Raw genomic sequence first — 14,690 nt, 5'->3', positions numbered from 1 at the left:
ATAAATTTAACTTCTAACAGAAATATCATTAGATGCATGTCAGGTAATGACAACCAGTTCGACCGTCGAAGCGTTCTCAAGACTGTCGGGTCGGCCGCCGTCGCCGGTATCGGCCTCGGCGCGTCCTCGAACTCGGTCGCCGCCGTCGAGACCAAGCGACGCCTCACTCGGGCCTACAGTGACGAACAACGACTTCGCGCGGCCTTCGAGCAACACGCCGAGAAGGTCCGTCGGACGCTCGTGGCCGAGGGCTTCGTGGCCGAGGAGTTCGCCTTCAGCGACCTGACCATCGACATCGACCCGACCGAGAGCGGCCTCGACCCGACGGCCGAGGACGGTCGGGCGGGCGTCACCGGTGTCACCGAAGACGGGACGGCGACCGCCTTCGCGTCGGTCTCGACCAGTAGCGAGACCCACGAACTCACCCTGTTCGTCCAACCTGAGCGCGACGAGGCCTACGCGCTGGTCGAACCGGCCGACGGCGGCGACCGGACGCTCGTTACCGACAGCGAGGTCAGACCGCAGGGGTGTATCAAAGACGAGTGTACGACCGACTGCTGTGGCGGCGACAAGGAGTCGTACCTCAAGCAATACGAGTGTGACGAGAACTGCGAGAACTGCAACACCCTTATCGGGACCTCTTGCTCGTGCGAGACCTGCGAGTGCGCGACGAGCGGTCACATCTGTTGAACAACTATACAACTGCCCCAAACAACTAAATATTGTTTTAAATTGTCTTTTGATTGCTCTAGGTGTCGAGTCCGCGTCGGACTCGGGGAACGACCGGTCCCAGAGCGGTCGGTTTCGGGCGTAGAATAGTTGATTATTTGCCTAGAAATCCTGCTCCGTAGTGTTGAGAAGGTAATAAATTCCCCGATGTCGGAACTGTTTTCCCGGCCGAGTTCCCCAAATCGGGGGCGTGAGTCGGAGTGTACCCACACCTCTATCGGTGTGTTACCGAGTAACACTTTACTCGGTTCTGCATTAATTTCAACAACGTTTAAGTGGGTGGTGGTAGATGAAATCTCGTAGGCTACAGTATGACAGATGCCAACGAAGGTTCCGACGTTTCTCGGCGCGACTATCTCAAAGTAGCCGGTGCGGGCACCCTCGGTGTCACCGCTCTGGCAGGTTGTATGGGCGGCGGCGGTGACGACGAGGACACCACGACCGACTCGGGTTCGGACGAGACCACCGAGTCGATGGATGGCGAGGACACCACAACGGAGTCCTCGACCGACTACGAGACGCTGGAGGTCCAGCACTGGTGGACCGGCGGCGACGGCGCGAAGGCCGTTTCGGCGCTGTTCGAGGGCTTCAAGCAGGAGTACCCCGACATCGAAGTCAACCAGAACCCCGTGTCCGGCGGTGCGGGCCAGAACCTCCAGACCGTCATCAAGAAGCGCGTCCTGAACGACAACCCGCCGAGTTCGTGGCAGGCGTGGCCCGGCGCGAACCTTCAGCCCTACGTCGAGGCCAACAAGCTGGAGGACATCGGCGAGTCCGTGTGGGGCGAGAACGGCATGAAGGATGCCTACCTCCAAGGACCGAAGGACGCCGCCAAGCCCGGCGGGAAGTTCGTCGCGGTCCCGCTCAACATCCACCGACTCAACAACCTCTTCTACAACACGAAGGTCGTCGAGGACGCGGGCGTAGACCCCTCGTCCATCTCCAAGCCCAGTGACCTCGTGTCCGCGATGGAGACCGTCGAGTCCGAGACCGACGCGGTGGGCATGGCCCACCAAACCAAGTCGGCGTGGTCCACCTCTCAGCTCTGGGCGCAGGTCCTCCTCGGCGAGTACGGCGTCGAGACCTACGAGGCCTTCACCGAGGGCAAGGTCGAGGCGAACAAGGACGCCATCAAAGACTCGCTCCAGATAGTCAAAGACTTCCAGAGTCACTTCAACAGCGACGCCGGGTCCATCTCGTGGACCGAGGCCAACAAGAAGGTCATCAACGGCAAGGCCGCCTTCTTCCACCAAGGCGACTGGGCCGCGGGCATGTACCGCGGACAGGACGGCTTCGAGTACGAGTCCGACTGGAACCACGTGCCGTTCCCCGGAACGGAAGGCGTCTACGCGCTCAACATGGACTCGTTCCCCATGCCGACCAACAACCCGTCGCCCGAGGCCGCCAAGAAGTTCCTCCAGTACGTCGGCAGTGTGGACGCCCAAGAGCGGTTCAACCCCAAGAAGGGGTCCATCCCGCCCCGGACCGACGTGCCCAAGGACGAGTTCGGTCCCTTCCTGAGCCAGCAGATGGACGACTTCGCCAACTCCGAGACGCAGGTCAAGTCCATCGAGCACGGTCTCGCCATCCCGCCGGAGGTCAAGAGCAACTTCGGCGACGCGATGACCACGTTCACTTCCGGGTGGAACGTCGATAAGACCTACAAGCAGATGAAGCGAGCGTTCAACTGAAGGCAATTCCCACGTTCCTTTTTCACATGCAACGACTCAGAGACGTACTCCGACGCCTCTCTCCGGGACGGGAAGCCGACAGCGGGGACCGGGAGCTTCGCGCCGACGGGGGTGGAGCGACCGCCACTGCGGAACGCACCGACTCCGACACGAGAACTGGCCGGTCGCTCCTGTCGAGCGACTTCGTTCAGTCGATGCCGTTCTGGCTCCCGCCCTTCCTGCTGATGGGATTCTTCGTCTACGGAGCCATCGGGTGGAACCTCGTCATCTCGCTGACGGACTTCGAGGGCCTGCTCTTGCCGGAGTACAAGGTTTCGGAGTTCGACCTCGAGATGTACCGCGAAGCGTTCTCGGACCCCTCGTTCTGGACCGCGGCCCAGAACACGCTGGTCCTACTGGTCGCGTTCACCGCGGTCTGTCTGCTCTTCGGCCTCCTGTTGGCCATTCTGGTGGACCAAGAAATCCGGTTCGAGAACACCCTCAGAACCATCTACCTCCTGCCGATGAGCCTCTCGTTCGTCGTGACCGCGAAGTTCTGGGCGTGGATGTACAATCCCGAAATCGGGATGGTCAACGTCACGCTCCGCCAGTTGGGACTCGATTTCCTCACGCTTCAGTGGATTTCGAATCCCGACACGAAGTTGGCCGCGGTCATCTTCGCGCTCATCTGGCAGTTCTCGGGCTACGCGATGGTGGTGTACCTCGCGGGGCTTCGAGCGATTCCGACCTCTCACTACGAGGCCGCGAAGGTGGACGGCGCGAGTACCGTGAAGATGTACTGGCGGGTCATCCTGCCCCAACTTCGCGCCTCGACCATGAGCGCCGCGGTGGTGCTGATGGTGTTCGCGCTGAAGGCCTTCGACTTCCTCTACGTGATGTTCGGCAACAACCCCGGCCCGGCCGCCGACATCCTCGCCACGCTGATGTTCCGCGAGGCGTTCGGGTCGAACAACTGGGCCTACGGTTCGGCCATCGCCATCGTGCTGTTCGGCATGGCGCTCGCGGTGGTCGCGCCGTACCTCTACAGCGAATACCGACGAGGTGAACTATGAGCAGTCCGCCAGCAAGTCCGAATCCGGACGACCACACCCGCCGCGAACGAATCGAGCAGACGCTCCGAGACGCCGACCGCACGAGGGTCGCGCTCTACGCGATTCTCCTCGGTCTGGTCGGGTTCTACCTCGCGCCGCTGGAAGCGGGCCTGATGACGGCGTTCAAGACGACCGACGCGTTCAACCGGACCGTGCCGTTCTTCCCGCCGGTTTCGGGCGGGTTCACCTTCGAGCCGTGGGAAATCGCGTTCGACGCGATGAGCAACGCGCTGATAAACAGCCTCCTGCTGGCTGTTCCGGCGACCATCCTGTCGGCGACCCTCGGGTCCATCGCGGCCTACGGACTGACGACTATCGACTGGAAGTACCAGATGCCGCTGGTGGCGCTGTTCGTGGCAGGCATCTTCATCCCGTATCAGGCGGTGTTGGTGCCCCTGTCCCGACTCTACGCTATCGTGGACACGCAGGAACTGCTGAGTTTCCTGTGGGGCCTGCCGCTGATGCACGAGCATTACGCTAGCATCATCAACCTCATCGTCACCCACACGGCGTACGGAATTCCGATTACCTTCCTGCTGTTCCGGTCGTACTACCAGTCGCTGTCGGGCGAGATGATAGAGGCCGCGCGCCTCGACGGTGCAAGCGTGACCAGCATCTACCGGAATATCGTCCTGCCGCTGTCGAAACCGATGTTCGCGGTGACGCTCATCTACCAGTTCACGCAGGTCTGGAACGACCTGCTGTTCGCGCTGGTCATCCTTCCCTCGGGAGGAGGCGCGGCCGCCCCCGTCACCATCGCGCTCAACAGCCTGACGGGCGGTATCGTGGAATCGTTCAACACCCAGATGGCGGGCGCGTTCGTCGCGGCCCTGCCCACCCTGCTGGTGTACGTCCTATTCGGCGAACAGTTCGCAAAAGGAGTCGCAGGCGAAACATGACCAAGATTTACACTACTCTACGACGGAGGACAGAGCAATGGCCGAACTGACCCTAGACGGGGTAACCAAGTGGTTCGAGGACGATGGCGGGCGAATCGTCGCGGTGGACGATGCCAACATCGAAATCGAAGACGGCGAGTTCCTCGTGCTGGTCGGCCCCTCGGGGTGTGGCAAGTCCACGACCCTGCGGATGATTGCGGGCCTCGAAACCGTCTCGGCCGGCGACATCCGACTCGGCGGCCACGCCATCACCGACGAACCGCCGACGGCGCGGGACATCGCCATGGTGTTCCAGTCCTACGCGCTCTACCCCCACATGACGGTGCGGGAGAACATGAGCTTCGGACTGGAGGAGTCCACCGACATGCCCGACGACGAGATTCGCTCGCGGGTCGAGGACACCGCCGGGATGATGGGCATCGAGGACCTGCTCGACCGCAAACCCGGCGAACTCTCGGGCGGTCAGCAACAGCGCGTGGCCCTCGGCCGCGCCATCGTCCGGGACCCCGAAGTCTTCCTGATGGACGAACCCCTCTCGAATCTGGACGCCAAACTCCGCTCGCAGATGCGGACCGAACTCCAGCGATTGCAGGAGGACTTGGGCGTCACCACGGTCTACGTCACCCACGACCAGACCGAGGCCATGACGATGGGCGACCGCATCGCCATCCTGAACGACGGCGAACTTCAGCAGGTCGGCACGCCCTTGGAGTGTTACCACGAACCACGGAACGTCTTCGTCGCGGGCTTCATCGGCGAACCCTCGATGAACTTCTTCGACGCGGACCTGCAAAACGGCAGTCTGGTGGCCGACGAGTTCGAGTACCCCCTCTCCGACGAGACGCTGGCCGACGTGGAAGGTCACGACCGACTCGTCCTCGGGATTCGCCCGGAGGACATCGAAGTCGTCGGCGAGGGCGAGGGCCGCCACGACTTCCGGACCGCGGTGGACGTGGTGGAACCGATGGGCGACGAGAACAACGTCTATCTCACCTTCGCCGACGCCGACCGCGCTGGCGCGTCCAACGAGGAGACCGACACCTTCGTCGCCACCGTCTCGGGCCTCCGGAGTGTCGAGAGCGGACAGGAGGTCGTCGCCCGCATCCCCGAGGAGGCGATTCACGTCTTCGACCGCGAGACGGGCGAGGCGCTCCACAACCGGAACCTCGACCGGACTGAAGTTCCGCAACCGAACGTCTGAGACTCTGGGGTCCGGTTACTCTCGGTTTTTCGTCCCGGATTCTAGTAGCACGTCAGCGGCGGTCTGGTTCGGCGGGCCGAGATTCTGCTCGCGGCCGAGTCGCGCTATCTGCTGTTGGGCGTCCCGGACCGAGATTGTGCCCGATTCGAGCGCCGGGAGGAGGTCGGCGTACAGTTCGAGTTCGGCATCGAGCGCCCGAGCGAGTTCGGTTCGGGCCTCGCCGTAGGCGCTCTCCTCGTCCAGATAGACGTAGAGTTTGGTGCTGTACTCCGCGAGGCGCTGTTTCGTGTGGTCGCTGACCGCGGGGTGGTCGAGCAGGTCCTCGGTCGGGATGTCGTCGGGGTCCCTGTCGTCGTCGTCGCTCGCGTCCCGAATCTCGTCGCGCGCGAGGTCCTTGGCCGACTCGTACTTGGAGGCGAGTTCGGTCCGGGTCTCCCTGCTCTCCTCGGTCCAGTCCTCGAGGAGTTCGAGGGCCTCGCCGAGCGTCTCGACTCGCTCGCCGACCACGCGGCCGAGTTCCGTGGGGTTGTCGGTGGCGACCGACTGGACCCGTTCGACGAAGGTGGGCACGGTCACTCTGCCTGCTCGGCGTACTCGTCGGGCGTGTAGGTCGAGACTTCCAGCGCGTGGATGTCCTCGGTCATGTGGTCGCCGAGCGCGTCGTAGACCATCTGGTGTTGGTCCACCAGCGATTCGCCCTCGAAAGCGGGCGAGACGACGGTGGCTGAGAGGTGGTCCTCGTCGTCCACGCCGCGGGGGTGGCTGACAGTCGCGTCGGCGTCTTCGAGGTTCTCCTCGATGAGTGCTTCCACGTCTTCGGCGTTCATGGCTCGGGATACGAGACGGGCGGTGAAATGCGTGTGGATAACTGAGCGGAGATGAACCCGTGTGGGTCGGTGCTTCGCGGCCCACGCACCGGCCTTCTTTCGAGGAGCAGTACGTTGTCGTTTCGAAATTTCGTTGTGGGGACATCGCAAATAAATTTAATATATCTAAGGTATTCTCTCCGAGTTGGGGTGGGAATCATGGGTAGTGATACCGAAAGACAAGAAAAACTCGAACAGTTCCGGCGCGAAGTCGAGGGGTTGGAGAACGTCCAAGGGGTCGCCTACGACCCGAAAGAGAAGCGATTCGTCGCGCTCGTCAGCAAGAAGAAACCCGAGAGCGAGCTCCCGGAGGACCAACTCGTGGCCAATCGCACGTCGATGTCCGAGGACGAACACGGCGTGGTCGAAATCGGCGAACTGAAGGCGCACACGCTTCGAATGGCGATTTCGTCCGACAGCGGCGAAGTGATGGACCCCGAATCGTCCGCGGAGTTCCGGCCGGTCATGGCGGGCGCGGAGGAACAGCCAGATAGCCTCCCGATAGTCGGGACCGGAAGCTACGTGGCCCGCGTGACCGACCTGTCGAAGGGCGAGTGGACCGAAGGCGTTTCCGAGGGCGACGTGGTTCGCGTCTCGAACTGGCACGTCTACGTCGCCGACGGCTTCGAGGCCAACCGTCCGATTCACCAACCGTTCCGAGGCGGCGAGGTCGGAGAACTCGTGGGCTACGCGCCGCTCGAAGACGGGTCGAAGGCCGACGCGGCCGCTCGCACGGTCACGAAACACGACGGTTGGGGGACCATCGGTCTCGACGTTGCCCGGAACGGCGACGAGTACGGACGCTCAGTCGTCAGGGACATCACCGACGAACACGGCGGCGCGACGGTGACGAAGACTGGCCGGACGACCGACACCACGACGGCGGAAATCGACCTCATCGACGTGTCCGTCAACGTCAACTACGGCGACGACGAGAACCCGAACCTGATTCGAGTCGAGGACTGCGTTCTCACGACGGCGCTCGGGAGAAACGGCGACTCGGGGTCCGCGGTCTACCTCGAGGAGAACGGGGCGCTCTGTGGCCTCTACTTCGCCGGTAGCGAGGAGGCGGGAACGGGCGTGTTCGCTCAAATCAACAACGTCGAAGCGGAACTCGGAATCGAAGCGATTACCGACTGGGAGGAGGAGACGAAGCCGATAGAGTACGGGCGGTCCGGCGACGGTCCGTCCGACGAGGTCCAGCAGTTCAAAGACGACCTGAAGGCGTTCATCGAGAACTGGTAGCCGCCGGTCCCGTTTTTTGGGCGGTCAGGCCCGCGTTATCGAGTCGAGTCGCCCGACCGTCTCGGTGTTTGGCTCCTCGTCGCCGTCCAGACCGCCCTCGACGCGCTCGACCACCGGGTTCCGGTAGTCGGTGTAGACGTTGATGGCGTCGTCGTCCCGTTCGACCGTGAACTCCTGCACGTCGTCGTCCGGCCGCCAGACGCGGGTCACGTCGCCCTCGGCGGTGCTTCCGGCACCGCGGCCTCCTCGGGGCGACCATTTGAGTCGAACGCTGGTTCCCTCCTCAAGGTCGTTCGGCTGGAGTTCGTCGCTCGCCATACTCGAAACTGGGCCGTCACGTCCCTCAAGACTTCGGCCGAATCGGTTCGGGAGCGACTTGCCGAACTGATTCGCCGAGACGGTCGAGCGGGCCTTCGAGACAACTATACAATCGTTTAAGGAATAATTTTGTTTCTCAGTCGCCATTCGCGGCCACAGGGGCTTCGTCGTCTGAATCGGGGCCGAGGACAACCGGCGTTTCGGCGCGCTACCGGAGCGACGCGCCCGACCGCAGGCGCTCGATGGTCGCGGTGAGGAGCGGCGACTGACCCATCAGCGCGCCGACCGACCCGAAGACGAGCGGCGCGAAGACGACGACGAGCCACCACCTGCCGCCGGCGTAGTCGCCGGGTAGTAGGACGCTCGCGGATGCACTCACGGGGCCGACTGCGCCTGCGAACACCGCCGTCGAGAGCAACGTGGCGAACAGGTATCCGAGGACCATGTGCGCGCCGACGCTCGCCGGGACCGGCGACGACCGACTCCTCGCGGTCAGTACCGCCCCGACCAACAGGCACGCGACCATCGGGACCAGTCCCAGCAATCCGGGAATCGCGCTGAACCACATCGCTCCGTCAGCGACGAAGTTTCCGGAGTCCCGCACGGCGACGACATCCACGGGAACGCCGTGGGCGTTCAGCGTGAACCACCCGACGGCCTGCCAGAGCGGACTCCCGGCCGAGTGGTACACGTCGAGGACGGTGACGGCCTCGTCCGACGAGCGACGGAGATACCGGTCGAGTCGGGGGACCGTCACCAGTCCGACGAGGAGATACGAGACGAGGTAGGCGAGCGCGCCACCAGCGATGCGATGGAGGGCAGTTCGCATACTACAACCGCATCTCCGGCGCTCGTATGAGTTTTTTGACGCCCGAACGGAACAGTTAGGTCCAGTTGTCGAGTCCGGTCTGGACCACCGACTCCTCGATGCGCTCGAAGCCTCGACTCACCTCGTCTTCGTGGACGCCCCACTCGCCGACGACGTACTCCCGCGCAGAGTCGAGGTCCGGGTCCATCTCGGCGTCGAACGCGTAGTCGTCGGTGACGGTCGGGTTCAAGAACAGTTCCCGAATCACGTCCACGTCCTTGTCGATGCTCGCGCCGCGGTCCTCCAGCACGCCCCAGATGTCGCCGTGTTCTGTGACGCCCTTCAGGGCGGTCTTGGGGCCGATTCCCGACACGCCCTCGTTGAAGTCCGTGCCGCAGAGGATGCCGATGTCCACCAACTGCTCCCACGTCACGTCGTGCTTTTCGAGGGTGGCCTCGAAGTCCATCAGTTCGGGGTTTCCTTTGCTCGTGAGTTGGCGCAGTGTGAGGGGTGCCCCGAGGAGAAGCGAGTCGTAGTCCTCGGTCCCGCAGTAATCGACCGCGCCGGTCCGGTTCATGTGGGCGGCCTGTGCCTCGCCCTCCGCGGGGGCCTCGATGTAGGGCACGTCGAGTCGGTCGAACAACTCGCGGGTGGTCCGCTGAATCGTGTCGGTCAGGCGTTGGGTGTGAGCCTCCAGTCGCGCGATTTCCACGGCGTCGCCTTCCTCTCGGGCCTCCTCCAGTTTCTCCTCGCGCTTGGCGCGCTCCTCTCTGCGCTGTTCGATTTCGGCCTCCTTGTGGTCGGTGACCGCGCCGTCGAAGACGAATACGGGCGTCAGGTCGTTCTCGAAGAACTTGGGCAGGCCCTGCACGACGCCGATGAGGTTGGCGACTTCGGTGCCGTCCTCGGTGGTGTAGGCCTCGTCCGTGGTCCACTTGACCGTGGTCGTGAGGTACTTGTAGAGCCAGTTGTGGGCGTCCACGGCCACGGTGTCGCCTTCGAGTTCGTCGAAGGGGACCTCCTCGAGGGCCGCGAGTTGCCGCATATCGGTGTTTCCCATTACTCGGGGGTAGGGGTCGAGTGGGTTTGAAAGCTACTACTACCGTATCTCGACGTGACCGCGAACCGCAGAATTGGCGTGGTTCTCCTCGTGCATTCGTCCAATATTCGTCCAATAGCTCTCTCGCGTGTGGGCGCGCTCACGAGAGCGCGCCGCCACGCGCATATCACTTATTTATACCCTCGAAACGCACCAGTTTGGTCCGCCTCGGCGACTCACTCGCCGCGTTTCGGCAGGTCCTCGACCGCAGGCCCCTCCAAGACTTCTCCGTCTATCGAGAACCGAGAGCCATGACAGGGGCAGTCCCACGACTGCTCGCCGTCGTTCCAGTGGACGATGCAGTCCAGATGGGGGCAGACCGCCGACGAGACGTGCAGGTCGCCCTCGTCGTCGCGGGCCGCGGCGAGGGGCTTGCCGCCTCTGCGCACGACTTGTCCCTCGCCGGGGGCGATGTCGGCGTCCTTCCCGCCGAGCAGGGCCTCGGCCCAGTCCTTCGTGAACTCCTTGCCGACGTTGAGATTCTCGGTGACGAGATTTTTGCCGCCAGCCTCCGGGTCGATGCGGGTCGGGTCGAAGGCGTCGGCCCACCGGGGGTCCTCTCCTCGGGCGAATTCGGCGAGCATCCGGCCCGCGGCGGTCCCGTTGGTCATGCCCCATCCGCCGAATCCCGTGGCGACGTAGACGCCCTCGGTGGTCGGACCGAGTTCGCCGACGTAGGGCATCCGGTCCACCGAGACGTAATCCTGCGTGGACCACCGGTACTCGACCGACTCCACGTCGAAGTGGTCGCGGGCCTGTCGTTCGAGTTTCCGGTACCTGTCGGCGGTCGAACCGCCCTGCCCGGTCTTGTGGTTCTGGCCGCCGACCAGCATCATCGGCCCCTCGGCGCTCGGGTGCGGGCGGGCCGAGAAGTAGGGCGATTTATCCCGGTAGAACATGCCACGAGGAGGCTCGTCGGCGAGTTCGACCGCCAGCACGTAGGACCGCTTTGGGTACTGGCGCGCGAAGTAAAAACCGGGGTCCTCGATGGGGAAGTGGGTCGTCAGCAGGACCGATTCCGCGGTGACGACGCTGTGTTCGGTCTCGACACGACAGTGGTCGCCGCCGTCCCGGTCGTCTACCGCGGTGACTTTGGTCTGCTCGAAGATTTCGGCCTCGCCGTCGGCCTCGAGAATTTGGTCGGCGAGCGCGAGGAGGTACTTGCGAGGGTGGAACTGGGCCTGCTCCTCGAACTCGACCGCGCCGGGCGTCTCGCCGGGGAAGGGCGGGTCCGGTTCGAACTCGGCGGGGAGGTCCAAGCCTTCGGCGACGGTGGCCTCTCTGCTGACCGCGCCGCGTTGGTCCTCGTCCCCAGCGTAGGTGTAGGCCGGCAGGCGCTCGAAGTTACAGTCGATGTCGTGGCGTTCCACCCTGTCGGCGATTTCTTCGATGGCCGCCGAGTTGGCCTTGCCGTACTGGCGGGCGGCGTCCCGGCCGTGCTTGTCGAGGAGGTCGGCGTAAATCAACCCGTGCTGTGCGGTGACTTTCGCGGTCGTCTTGCCAGTCACGCCCTCGACGATGCGGTCGGATTCGAGGACCGCGACAGATTGCCCGGCCTCGGCGGCGTGGAGCGCGGCCGTCACGCCAGCGATTCCGCCGCCGACCACCGCGGTATCGACCATTCGGTCACCGTCGAGCGGTGGATAGTCGGTCCGCTCGGTCGTGTCCAGCCATAGCGATGCGTCCCGTCCCGGTAGCGAATCTCGGTCACTCATGCCCCAGAAACCCCAACGGCGTGAGATTTCGGCCCCGCTGTGCTTAACGTCGGTGGCCACCGGGGTCGGTTTCTCGGAGCCAGAGCCATATCAGTAGTTGAAAAATACAGCTATTCGGAAGCACTTCCCAAGGCCACTGTCTGAACAACGAAAACCGCACAATTAGGTTTCAGTCATCGGATTTTCCTATCTCAAATAAATATCGGATTATGGCCCAACTGTGGTTTTAGTCGTACCTTCGAAGTCCTATTCAACCACAGAATCACCTAACTAGACGGTTCCCAGCAACGCATTTGAGTCTTTCAAGAGATGATTAGTTATTTCACTTGTAAGGCTGTAAGTCCGCTCAAGGATGTCGTTCCCATCAACAGAGGTCCGACTTATTGCGACGTTCAAGCAGGGCCTCAAGCAGGCCGTCAGCGATATTGATGGTTACAGTTGGGACGACGTTGATTCTATTACTGAGCAGAAGCTCCTCTTGATGGCTATTCGAGACCACGACTTGGAAAGCGAGGTGACGATACAGTGGTATGCTGATGGAGACATGCTTCCCGAGCTTGACCACGGAATCGAGAACGGTGAAAAACTCGCAATCCGTGATGAAGGGGGGCCTTACCCGACTGTGAAACAGGTCGCTGAGTATTACATCGCAACGGAGGGGGACTCGGAATCTCTCCCAACGGGAACGTCAATTACCGAGGTCATCGACGCCGAAACGTTCAGTTGGCTCCGAGAATACTACGAACAGCGTGACGGTCCATTCCAGGACCTGTATTTAGCCAATATAGATATTCACCTCCACCTCTACCAATGCGCAAGAGCATGCGACCCGGAGGCGGAAGTTGACGAATTTCCTGAGAATCTCATCCAGTCCCTTTCCGAGCGGGCGGGCGATATGAAACGTGAGCTACTTCGCTTCCAGATCTTCGCGGGTTTAGAGCCGTACGTTACCGAGTTTACCCAAGTCGCAGAAACCGTACTAAATGAATGCGCTTACCAAGGGGTGAGAGCAATGGGGCAGGAGGAGCGTTCTGAGTACCAGAAACTCCTACAGCATTTAGATACCTTTTATTACCATGGTCTCTGGAAACAAATCACTCGTCTAATCGCAGTCCATACTGTTAGCGGTCCCGAAGACTATTTCGAACGAGCGGCTAACTGGGGCCGCGTCGAAAAAACAGAGCAAAAATTCATCGAAGTCTTCAGGGAATTTAAAGAAACTGCATCTGAATACGATATTGACGTAAATATCAAGGAAAAGAAACTTCCAGAGGTGTGGATAAACCGAGAATCGATAACTAAAGAAGAATTCCTGAGTTGGGAATTGGACCAATCATTGCCGAAGGATGCTGTATCATCGGTACCTGAGGACGACCCTATTTACGACCTCGTAGGGTAAGTTGGATGGCCGAAATTGCAGAACTACGGGAACCATATCCGGGTGACTTTATTCAACCATCTGAAAACGGGGATATAGGAGTCCCAAGCACGGATATTTTTGTCGGAAAGCGTGTCCTAGAAGGATTTTTCCATACGGATGCTGAAGAGCTGGACCCAGAAACAAAAACTAAACAGAGATACGCTCATTTTCTGTTAGAGCGGGTGGTCGGTAACGAGCTACCCTTCTCGACAATTCATACGACAAGAGAAACTTTGAATATAGCTATCACGAGCTTAGGTCACGGGAACGGTGACCGGGGCGGAGCCGACGACTGCTTAGAAAAAGTTCGTGAGAGCGACGTATTTGAAATTCACCATTGTTCTTCTGCGGAATATGAATCGGTCGTGAGCGATTTTTTGGAATATCGCCCCCGTGAAATCAGTATTCAAGAAGCGGTTCTCGCAAACATAGCAAAATCCGTTGACATAACACATGTTGCTACTTGGGACTCAGATTTTACCCGATATACTGATGAGTTGACGCTTTATCCCCGGAATTATTGGGGGTCGTAGAGTAAAGGTCACCTCGAATATTTGCTGTAGCAGTTCGGCTGGATAGAGAGGTCTTCACTCCACGAATCCGAACACCCTTTTCCCGGTCACCCTCGAATACTTGGTACACGAGAACATACCTCAAACTGGAGATTCGGAGCATGGTCAAAGGCACAGTCGTGTTCTTCCACGACCAGAAGGGATACGGCTTCATCAAACCCGAGGACGCCGACGACGACGAAGACGTGTTCTTCCACATGGAGGACGTGGAAGGGCCGGACCTCGAAGAAGACCAAGCAGTCGAGTTCGAAATCGAGGAGTCCGACAAGGGGCCGCGGGCCACCAACGTCACGCGACTCTAAGAGGCCGCACTACGGCGTATCCGACTGCTACTCGGGGACCGGAACCACGTCCGGCGGGTCCGCACCGGCCTTCGCCGACAGGAACTCGCGTTCGGCCTGCGAGAGGCCTTCGCGCTCCCGGTAGGCGGCCAGTCCTTCGCGGTAGCGGTCGGGCGAGCGGTCGCCGGGTCGGGCGAGTACCAACTCCGCGATGCCGGTCTCCTCGGCGGTGTAGCCGAATCCGGCCTTGTAGAGGGCGTGGTAGGCGAAGGGGTTGTTGACCGCGATTTTGACCCGCTCGTACCCTCGCTCGCGGAGTCTGGCAGTGGCGAACCGCGTGAGGCGCGCGCCGAGGCCCGCCCCGCGGCGGTCGTCGCGGACGGTGACGTACCGTAGCCACGCCGTCGCCGAGTCGGTCCGGTCCTCGTTGAACGCGACGGCGGCGACGATTCGGGAGTCTCGTATCCAGTCGCGCTCCTCGGGGGTGTCCGCGCCGTGGCGGTCGGTCCCGTCTGCCCCGAGAGCGCCATCTTCGTCACTGACGCCTCTTTCGTGGTCGCGCACCACGGCCTTGCCGGTGTTCGACATCACGAACTTCCCGGCGTAACTGAACTCGCGGTAGTCAAGACGGAGTTTCGGGTCCTCGTCGGGCCACCCCAGCACCGCGTACTCCATGGCGGGACTTGGACGCGCTGTCGTAACTGTGCTTCGCTCGTCAATAGCAGTGGAAGGAACAACTATGACTTTCTTAAAGC

Annotated in this window: 16 protein-coding genes; 9 read left to right on the top strand and 7 right to left on the bottom strand. The window is 61.6% G+C overall.

The annotated features are described in order from the left end of the window. Positions 1-36: 36 nt before the first annotated feature. The 5 genes from P2T57_RS02710 to P2T57_RS02690 all read left to right on the top strand — a co-directional run bounded on the left by P2T57_RS02710 (position 37) and on the right by P2T57_RS02690 (position 5,611). Positions 37-690: a hypothetical protein gene (locus P2T57_RS02710; protein WP_276300939.1), complete on the top strand. Its 654-nt coding sequence runs from the start codon at positions 37-39 to the stop codon at positions 688-690. A 350-nt stretch (positions 691-1,040) separates the two neighbouring features. Then, positions 1,041-2,420: an ABC transporter substrate-binding protein gene (locus P2T57_RS02705; RefSeq protein WP_276300938.1), complete on the top strand. Its 1,380-nt coding sequence runs from the start codon at positions 1,041-1,043 to the stop codon at positions 2,418-2,420. A gap of 26 nt (positions 2,421-2,446) precedes the next feature. Continuing rightward, positions 2,447-3,472 (top strand): carbohydrate ABC transporter permease, encoded by a 1,026-nt coding sequence (locus tag P2T57_RS02700; protein WP_276300937.1) that lies wholly within the window; start codon positions 2,447-2,449, stop codon positions 3,470-3,472. Further along, positions 3,469-4,410: a carbohydrate ABC transporter permease gene (locus P2T57_RS02695; protein WP_276300936.1), complete on the top strand. Its 942-nt coding sequence runs from the start codon at positions 3,469-3,471 to the stop codon at positions 4,408-4,410. Before P2T57_RS02700 ends, P2T57_RS02695 begins: the two co-directional genes overlap by 4 nt. A 37-nt stretch (positions 4,411-4,447) precedes the next feature. After that, positions 4,448-5,611, top strand: a complete 1,164-nt coding sequence (locus tag P2T57_RS02690; protein WP_276300935.1) for an ABC transporter ATP-binding protein — start codon at positions 4,448-4,450, stop codon at positions 5,609-5,611. A gap of 15 nt (positions 5,612-5,626) precedes the next feature. Here the strand turns inward: P2T57_RS02690 and P2T57_RS02685 are convergent, their stop codons facing one another. Together P2T57_RS02685 and P2T57_RS02680 are read right to left on the bottom strand one after the other, a co-directional pair. Further along, a complete protein-coding gene (locus P2T57_RS02685; RefSeq protein WP_276300934.1) occupies positions 5,627-6,187 on the bottom strand; it encodes a hypothetical protein in 561 nt (186 codons plus the stop codon). Beyond that, the gene (locus P2T57_RS02680; protein ID WP_276300933.1) at positions 6,184-6,438 is read right to left on the bottom strand and encodes a BolA family protein; all 255 of its coding nucleotides are present in this window, start codon (positions 6,436-6,438) and stop codon (positions 6,184-6,186) included. Before P2T57_RS02680 ends, P2T57_RS02685 begins: the two co-directional genes overlap by 4 nt. A gap of 198 nt (positions 6,439-6,636) precedes the next feature. Here P2T57_RS02680 and P2T57_RS02675 point away from each other — a divergent pair, with 198 nt between their 5' ends. Beyond that, a complete protein-coding gene (locus tag P2T57_RS02675; protein WP_276300932.1) occupies positions 6,637-7,722 on the top strand; it encodes a hypothetical protein in 1,086 nt (361 codons plus the stop codon). A 24-nt stretch (positions 7,723-7,746) separates the two neighbouring features. Here the strand turns inward: P2T57_RS02675 and P2T57_RS02670 are convergent, their stop codons facing one another. From P2T57_RS02670 to P2T57_RS02655, 4 genes are all read right to left on the bottom strand, one after another. After that, entirely contained in the window at positions 7,747-8,040 is a 294-nt protein-coding gene (locus P2T57_RS02670; RefSeq protein WP_276300931.1) for a hypothetical protein, read from the bottom strand. Between the two features lie 208 nt (positions 8,041-8,248). Next, complete coding sequence (locus P2T57_RS02665; protein WP_276300930.1) at positions 8,249-8,869, bottom strand: DUF7978 family protein; 621 nt, start codon at positions 8,867-8,869, stop codon at positions 8,249-8,251. A 55-nt stretch (positions 8,870-8,924) separates the two neighbouring features. Further along, positions 8,925-9,908 carry a flap endonuclease-1 gene (gene fen, locus P2T57_RS02660; protein WP_276300929.1) on the bottom strand — a complete coding sequence of 328 codons (984 nt, stop codon included), beginning with the start codon at positions 9,906-9,908 and terminating at the stop codon, positions 8,925-8,927. A 215-nt stretch (positions 9,909-10,123) separates the two neighbouring features. Then, positions 10,124-11,662: an FAD-dependent oxidoreductase gene (locus tag P2T57_RS02655; RefSeq protein ID WP_276300928.1), complete on the bottom strand. Its 1,539-nt coding sequence runs from the start codon at positions 11,660-11,662 to the stop codon at positions 10,124-10,126. Positions 11,663-12,014: 352 nt separating this feature from the next. Here P2T57_RS02655 and P2T57_RS02650 point away from each other — a divergent pair, with 352 nt between their 5' ends. From P2T57_RS02650 to P2T57_RS02640, 3 genes are all read left to right on the top strand, one after another. After that, on the top strand, positions 12,015-13,061 hold the full coding sequence (locus tag P2T57_RS02650; RefSeq protein ID WP_276300927.1) for a DUF8098 family protein: 1,047 nt from the start codon (positions 12,015-12,017) through the stop codon (positions 13,059-13,061). Between the two features lie 5 nt (positions 13,062-13,066). Beyond that, positions 13,067-13,615, top strand: a complete 549-nt coding sequence (locus P2T57_RS02645; protein ID WP_276300926.1) for a hypothetical protein — start codon at positions 13,067-13,069, stop codon at positions 13,613-13,615. 140 nt (positions 13,616-13,755) lie between these two features. Next, the gene (locus P2T57_RS02640) at positions 13,756-13,956 is read left to right on the top strand and encodes a cold-shock protein (protein WP_276300925.1); all 201 of its coding nucleotides are present in this window, start codon (positions 13,756-13,758) and stop codon (positions 13,954-13,956) included. A gap of 27 nt (positions 13,957-13,983) precedes the next feature. On the opposite strand, the gene P2T57_RS02635 is transcribed toward P2T57_RS02640, so the two are convergent. Continuing rightward, positions 13,984-14,610, bottom strand: coding sequence for a GNAT family N-acetyltransferase (locus P2T57_RS02635; protein ID WP_276300924.1), 627 nt, complete (start codon positions 14,608-14,610; stop codon positions 13,984-13,986). Positions 14,611-14,690 lie beyond the last annotated feature (80 nt).

It is taken from the genome of Halorussus lipolyticus (genome assembly GCF_029338375.1).
In the GTDB taxonomy this organism is placed as follows: Archaea; Halobacteriota; Halobacteria; order Halobacteriales; family Haladaptataceae; genus Halorussus; species Halorussus lipolyticus.
This window is presented reverse-complemented; position numbering and strand designations above follow the sequence as displayed.

Coding starts and splice junctions, on each gene's coding strand:
- P2T57_RS02680 (WP_276300933.1), bottom strand. CDS start 6,438: ATGAACGCCGAAGACGTGGAAGCACTCATCGAGGAGAACCTCGAAGAC.
- P2T57_RS02645 (WP_276300926.1), top strand. CDS start 13,067: ATGGCCGAAATTGCAGAACTACGGGAACCATATCCGGGTGACTTTATT.
- P2T57_RS02675 (WP_276300932.1), top strand. CDS start 6,637: ATGGGTAGTGATACCGAAAGACAAGAAAAACTCGAACAGTTCCGGCGC.
- P2T57_RS02635 (WP_276300924.1), bottom strand. CDS start 14,610: ATGGAGTACGCGGTGCTGGGGTGGCCCGACGAGGACCCGAAACTCCGT.
- P2T57_RS02655 (WP_276300928.1), bottom strand. CDS start 11,662: ATGAGTGACCGAGATTCGCTACCGGGACGGGACGCATCGCTATGGCTG.
- P2T57_RS02710 (WP_276300939.1), top strand. CDS start 37: ATGTCAGGTAATGACAACCAGTTCGACCGTCGAAGCGTTCTCAAGACT.
- P2T57_RS02700 (WP_276300937.1), top strand. CDS start 2,447: ATGCAACGACTCAGAGACGTACTCCGACGCCTCTCTCCGGGACGGGAA.
- P2T57_RS02640 (WP_276300925.1), top strand. CDS start 13,756: ATGGTCAAAGGCACAGTCGTGTTCTTCCACGACCAGAAGGGATACGGC.
- P2T57_RS02665 (WP_276300930.1), bottom strand. CDS start 8,869: ATGCGAACTGCCCTCCATCGCATCGCTGGTGGCGCGCTCGCCTACCTC.
- P2T57_RS02695 (WP_276300936.1), top strand. CDS start 3,469: ATGAGCAGTCCGCCAGCAAGTCCGAATCCGGACGACCACACCCGCCGC.
- P2T57_RS02650 (WP_276300927.1), top strand. CDS start 12,015: ATGTCGTTCCCATCAACAGAGGTCCGACTTATTGCGACGTTCAAGCAG.
- P2T57_RS02705 (WP_276300938.1), top strand. CDS start 1,041: ATGACAGATGCCAACGAAGGTTCCGACGTTTCTCGGCGCGACTATCTC.
- P2T57_RS02690 (WP_276300935.1), top strand. CDS start 4,448: ATGGCCGAACTGACCCTAGACGGGGTAACCAAGTGGTTCGAGGACGAT.
- P2T57_RS02670 (WP_276300931.1), bottom strand. CDS start 8,040: ATGGCGAGCGACGAACTCCAGCCGAACGACCTTGAGGAGGGAACCAGC.
- fen (WP_276300929.1), bottom strand. CDS start 9,908: ATGGGAAACACCGATATGCGGCAACTCGCGGCCCTCGAGGAGGTCCCC.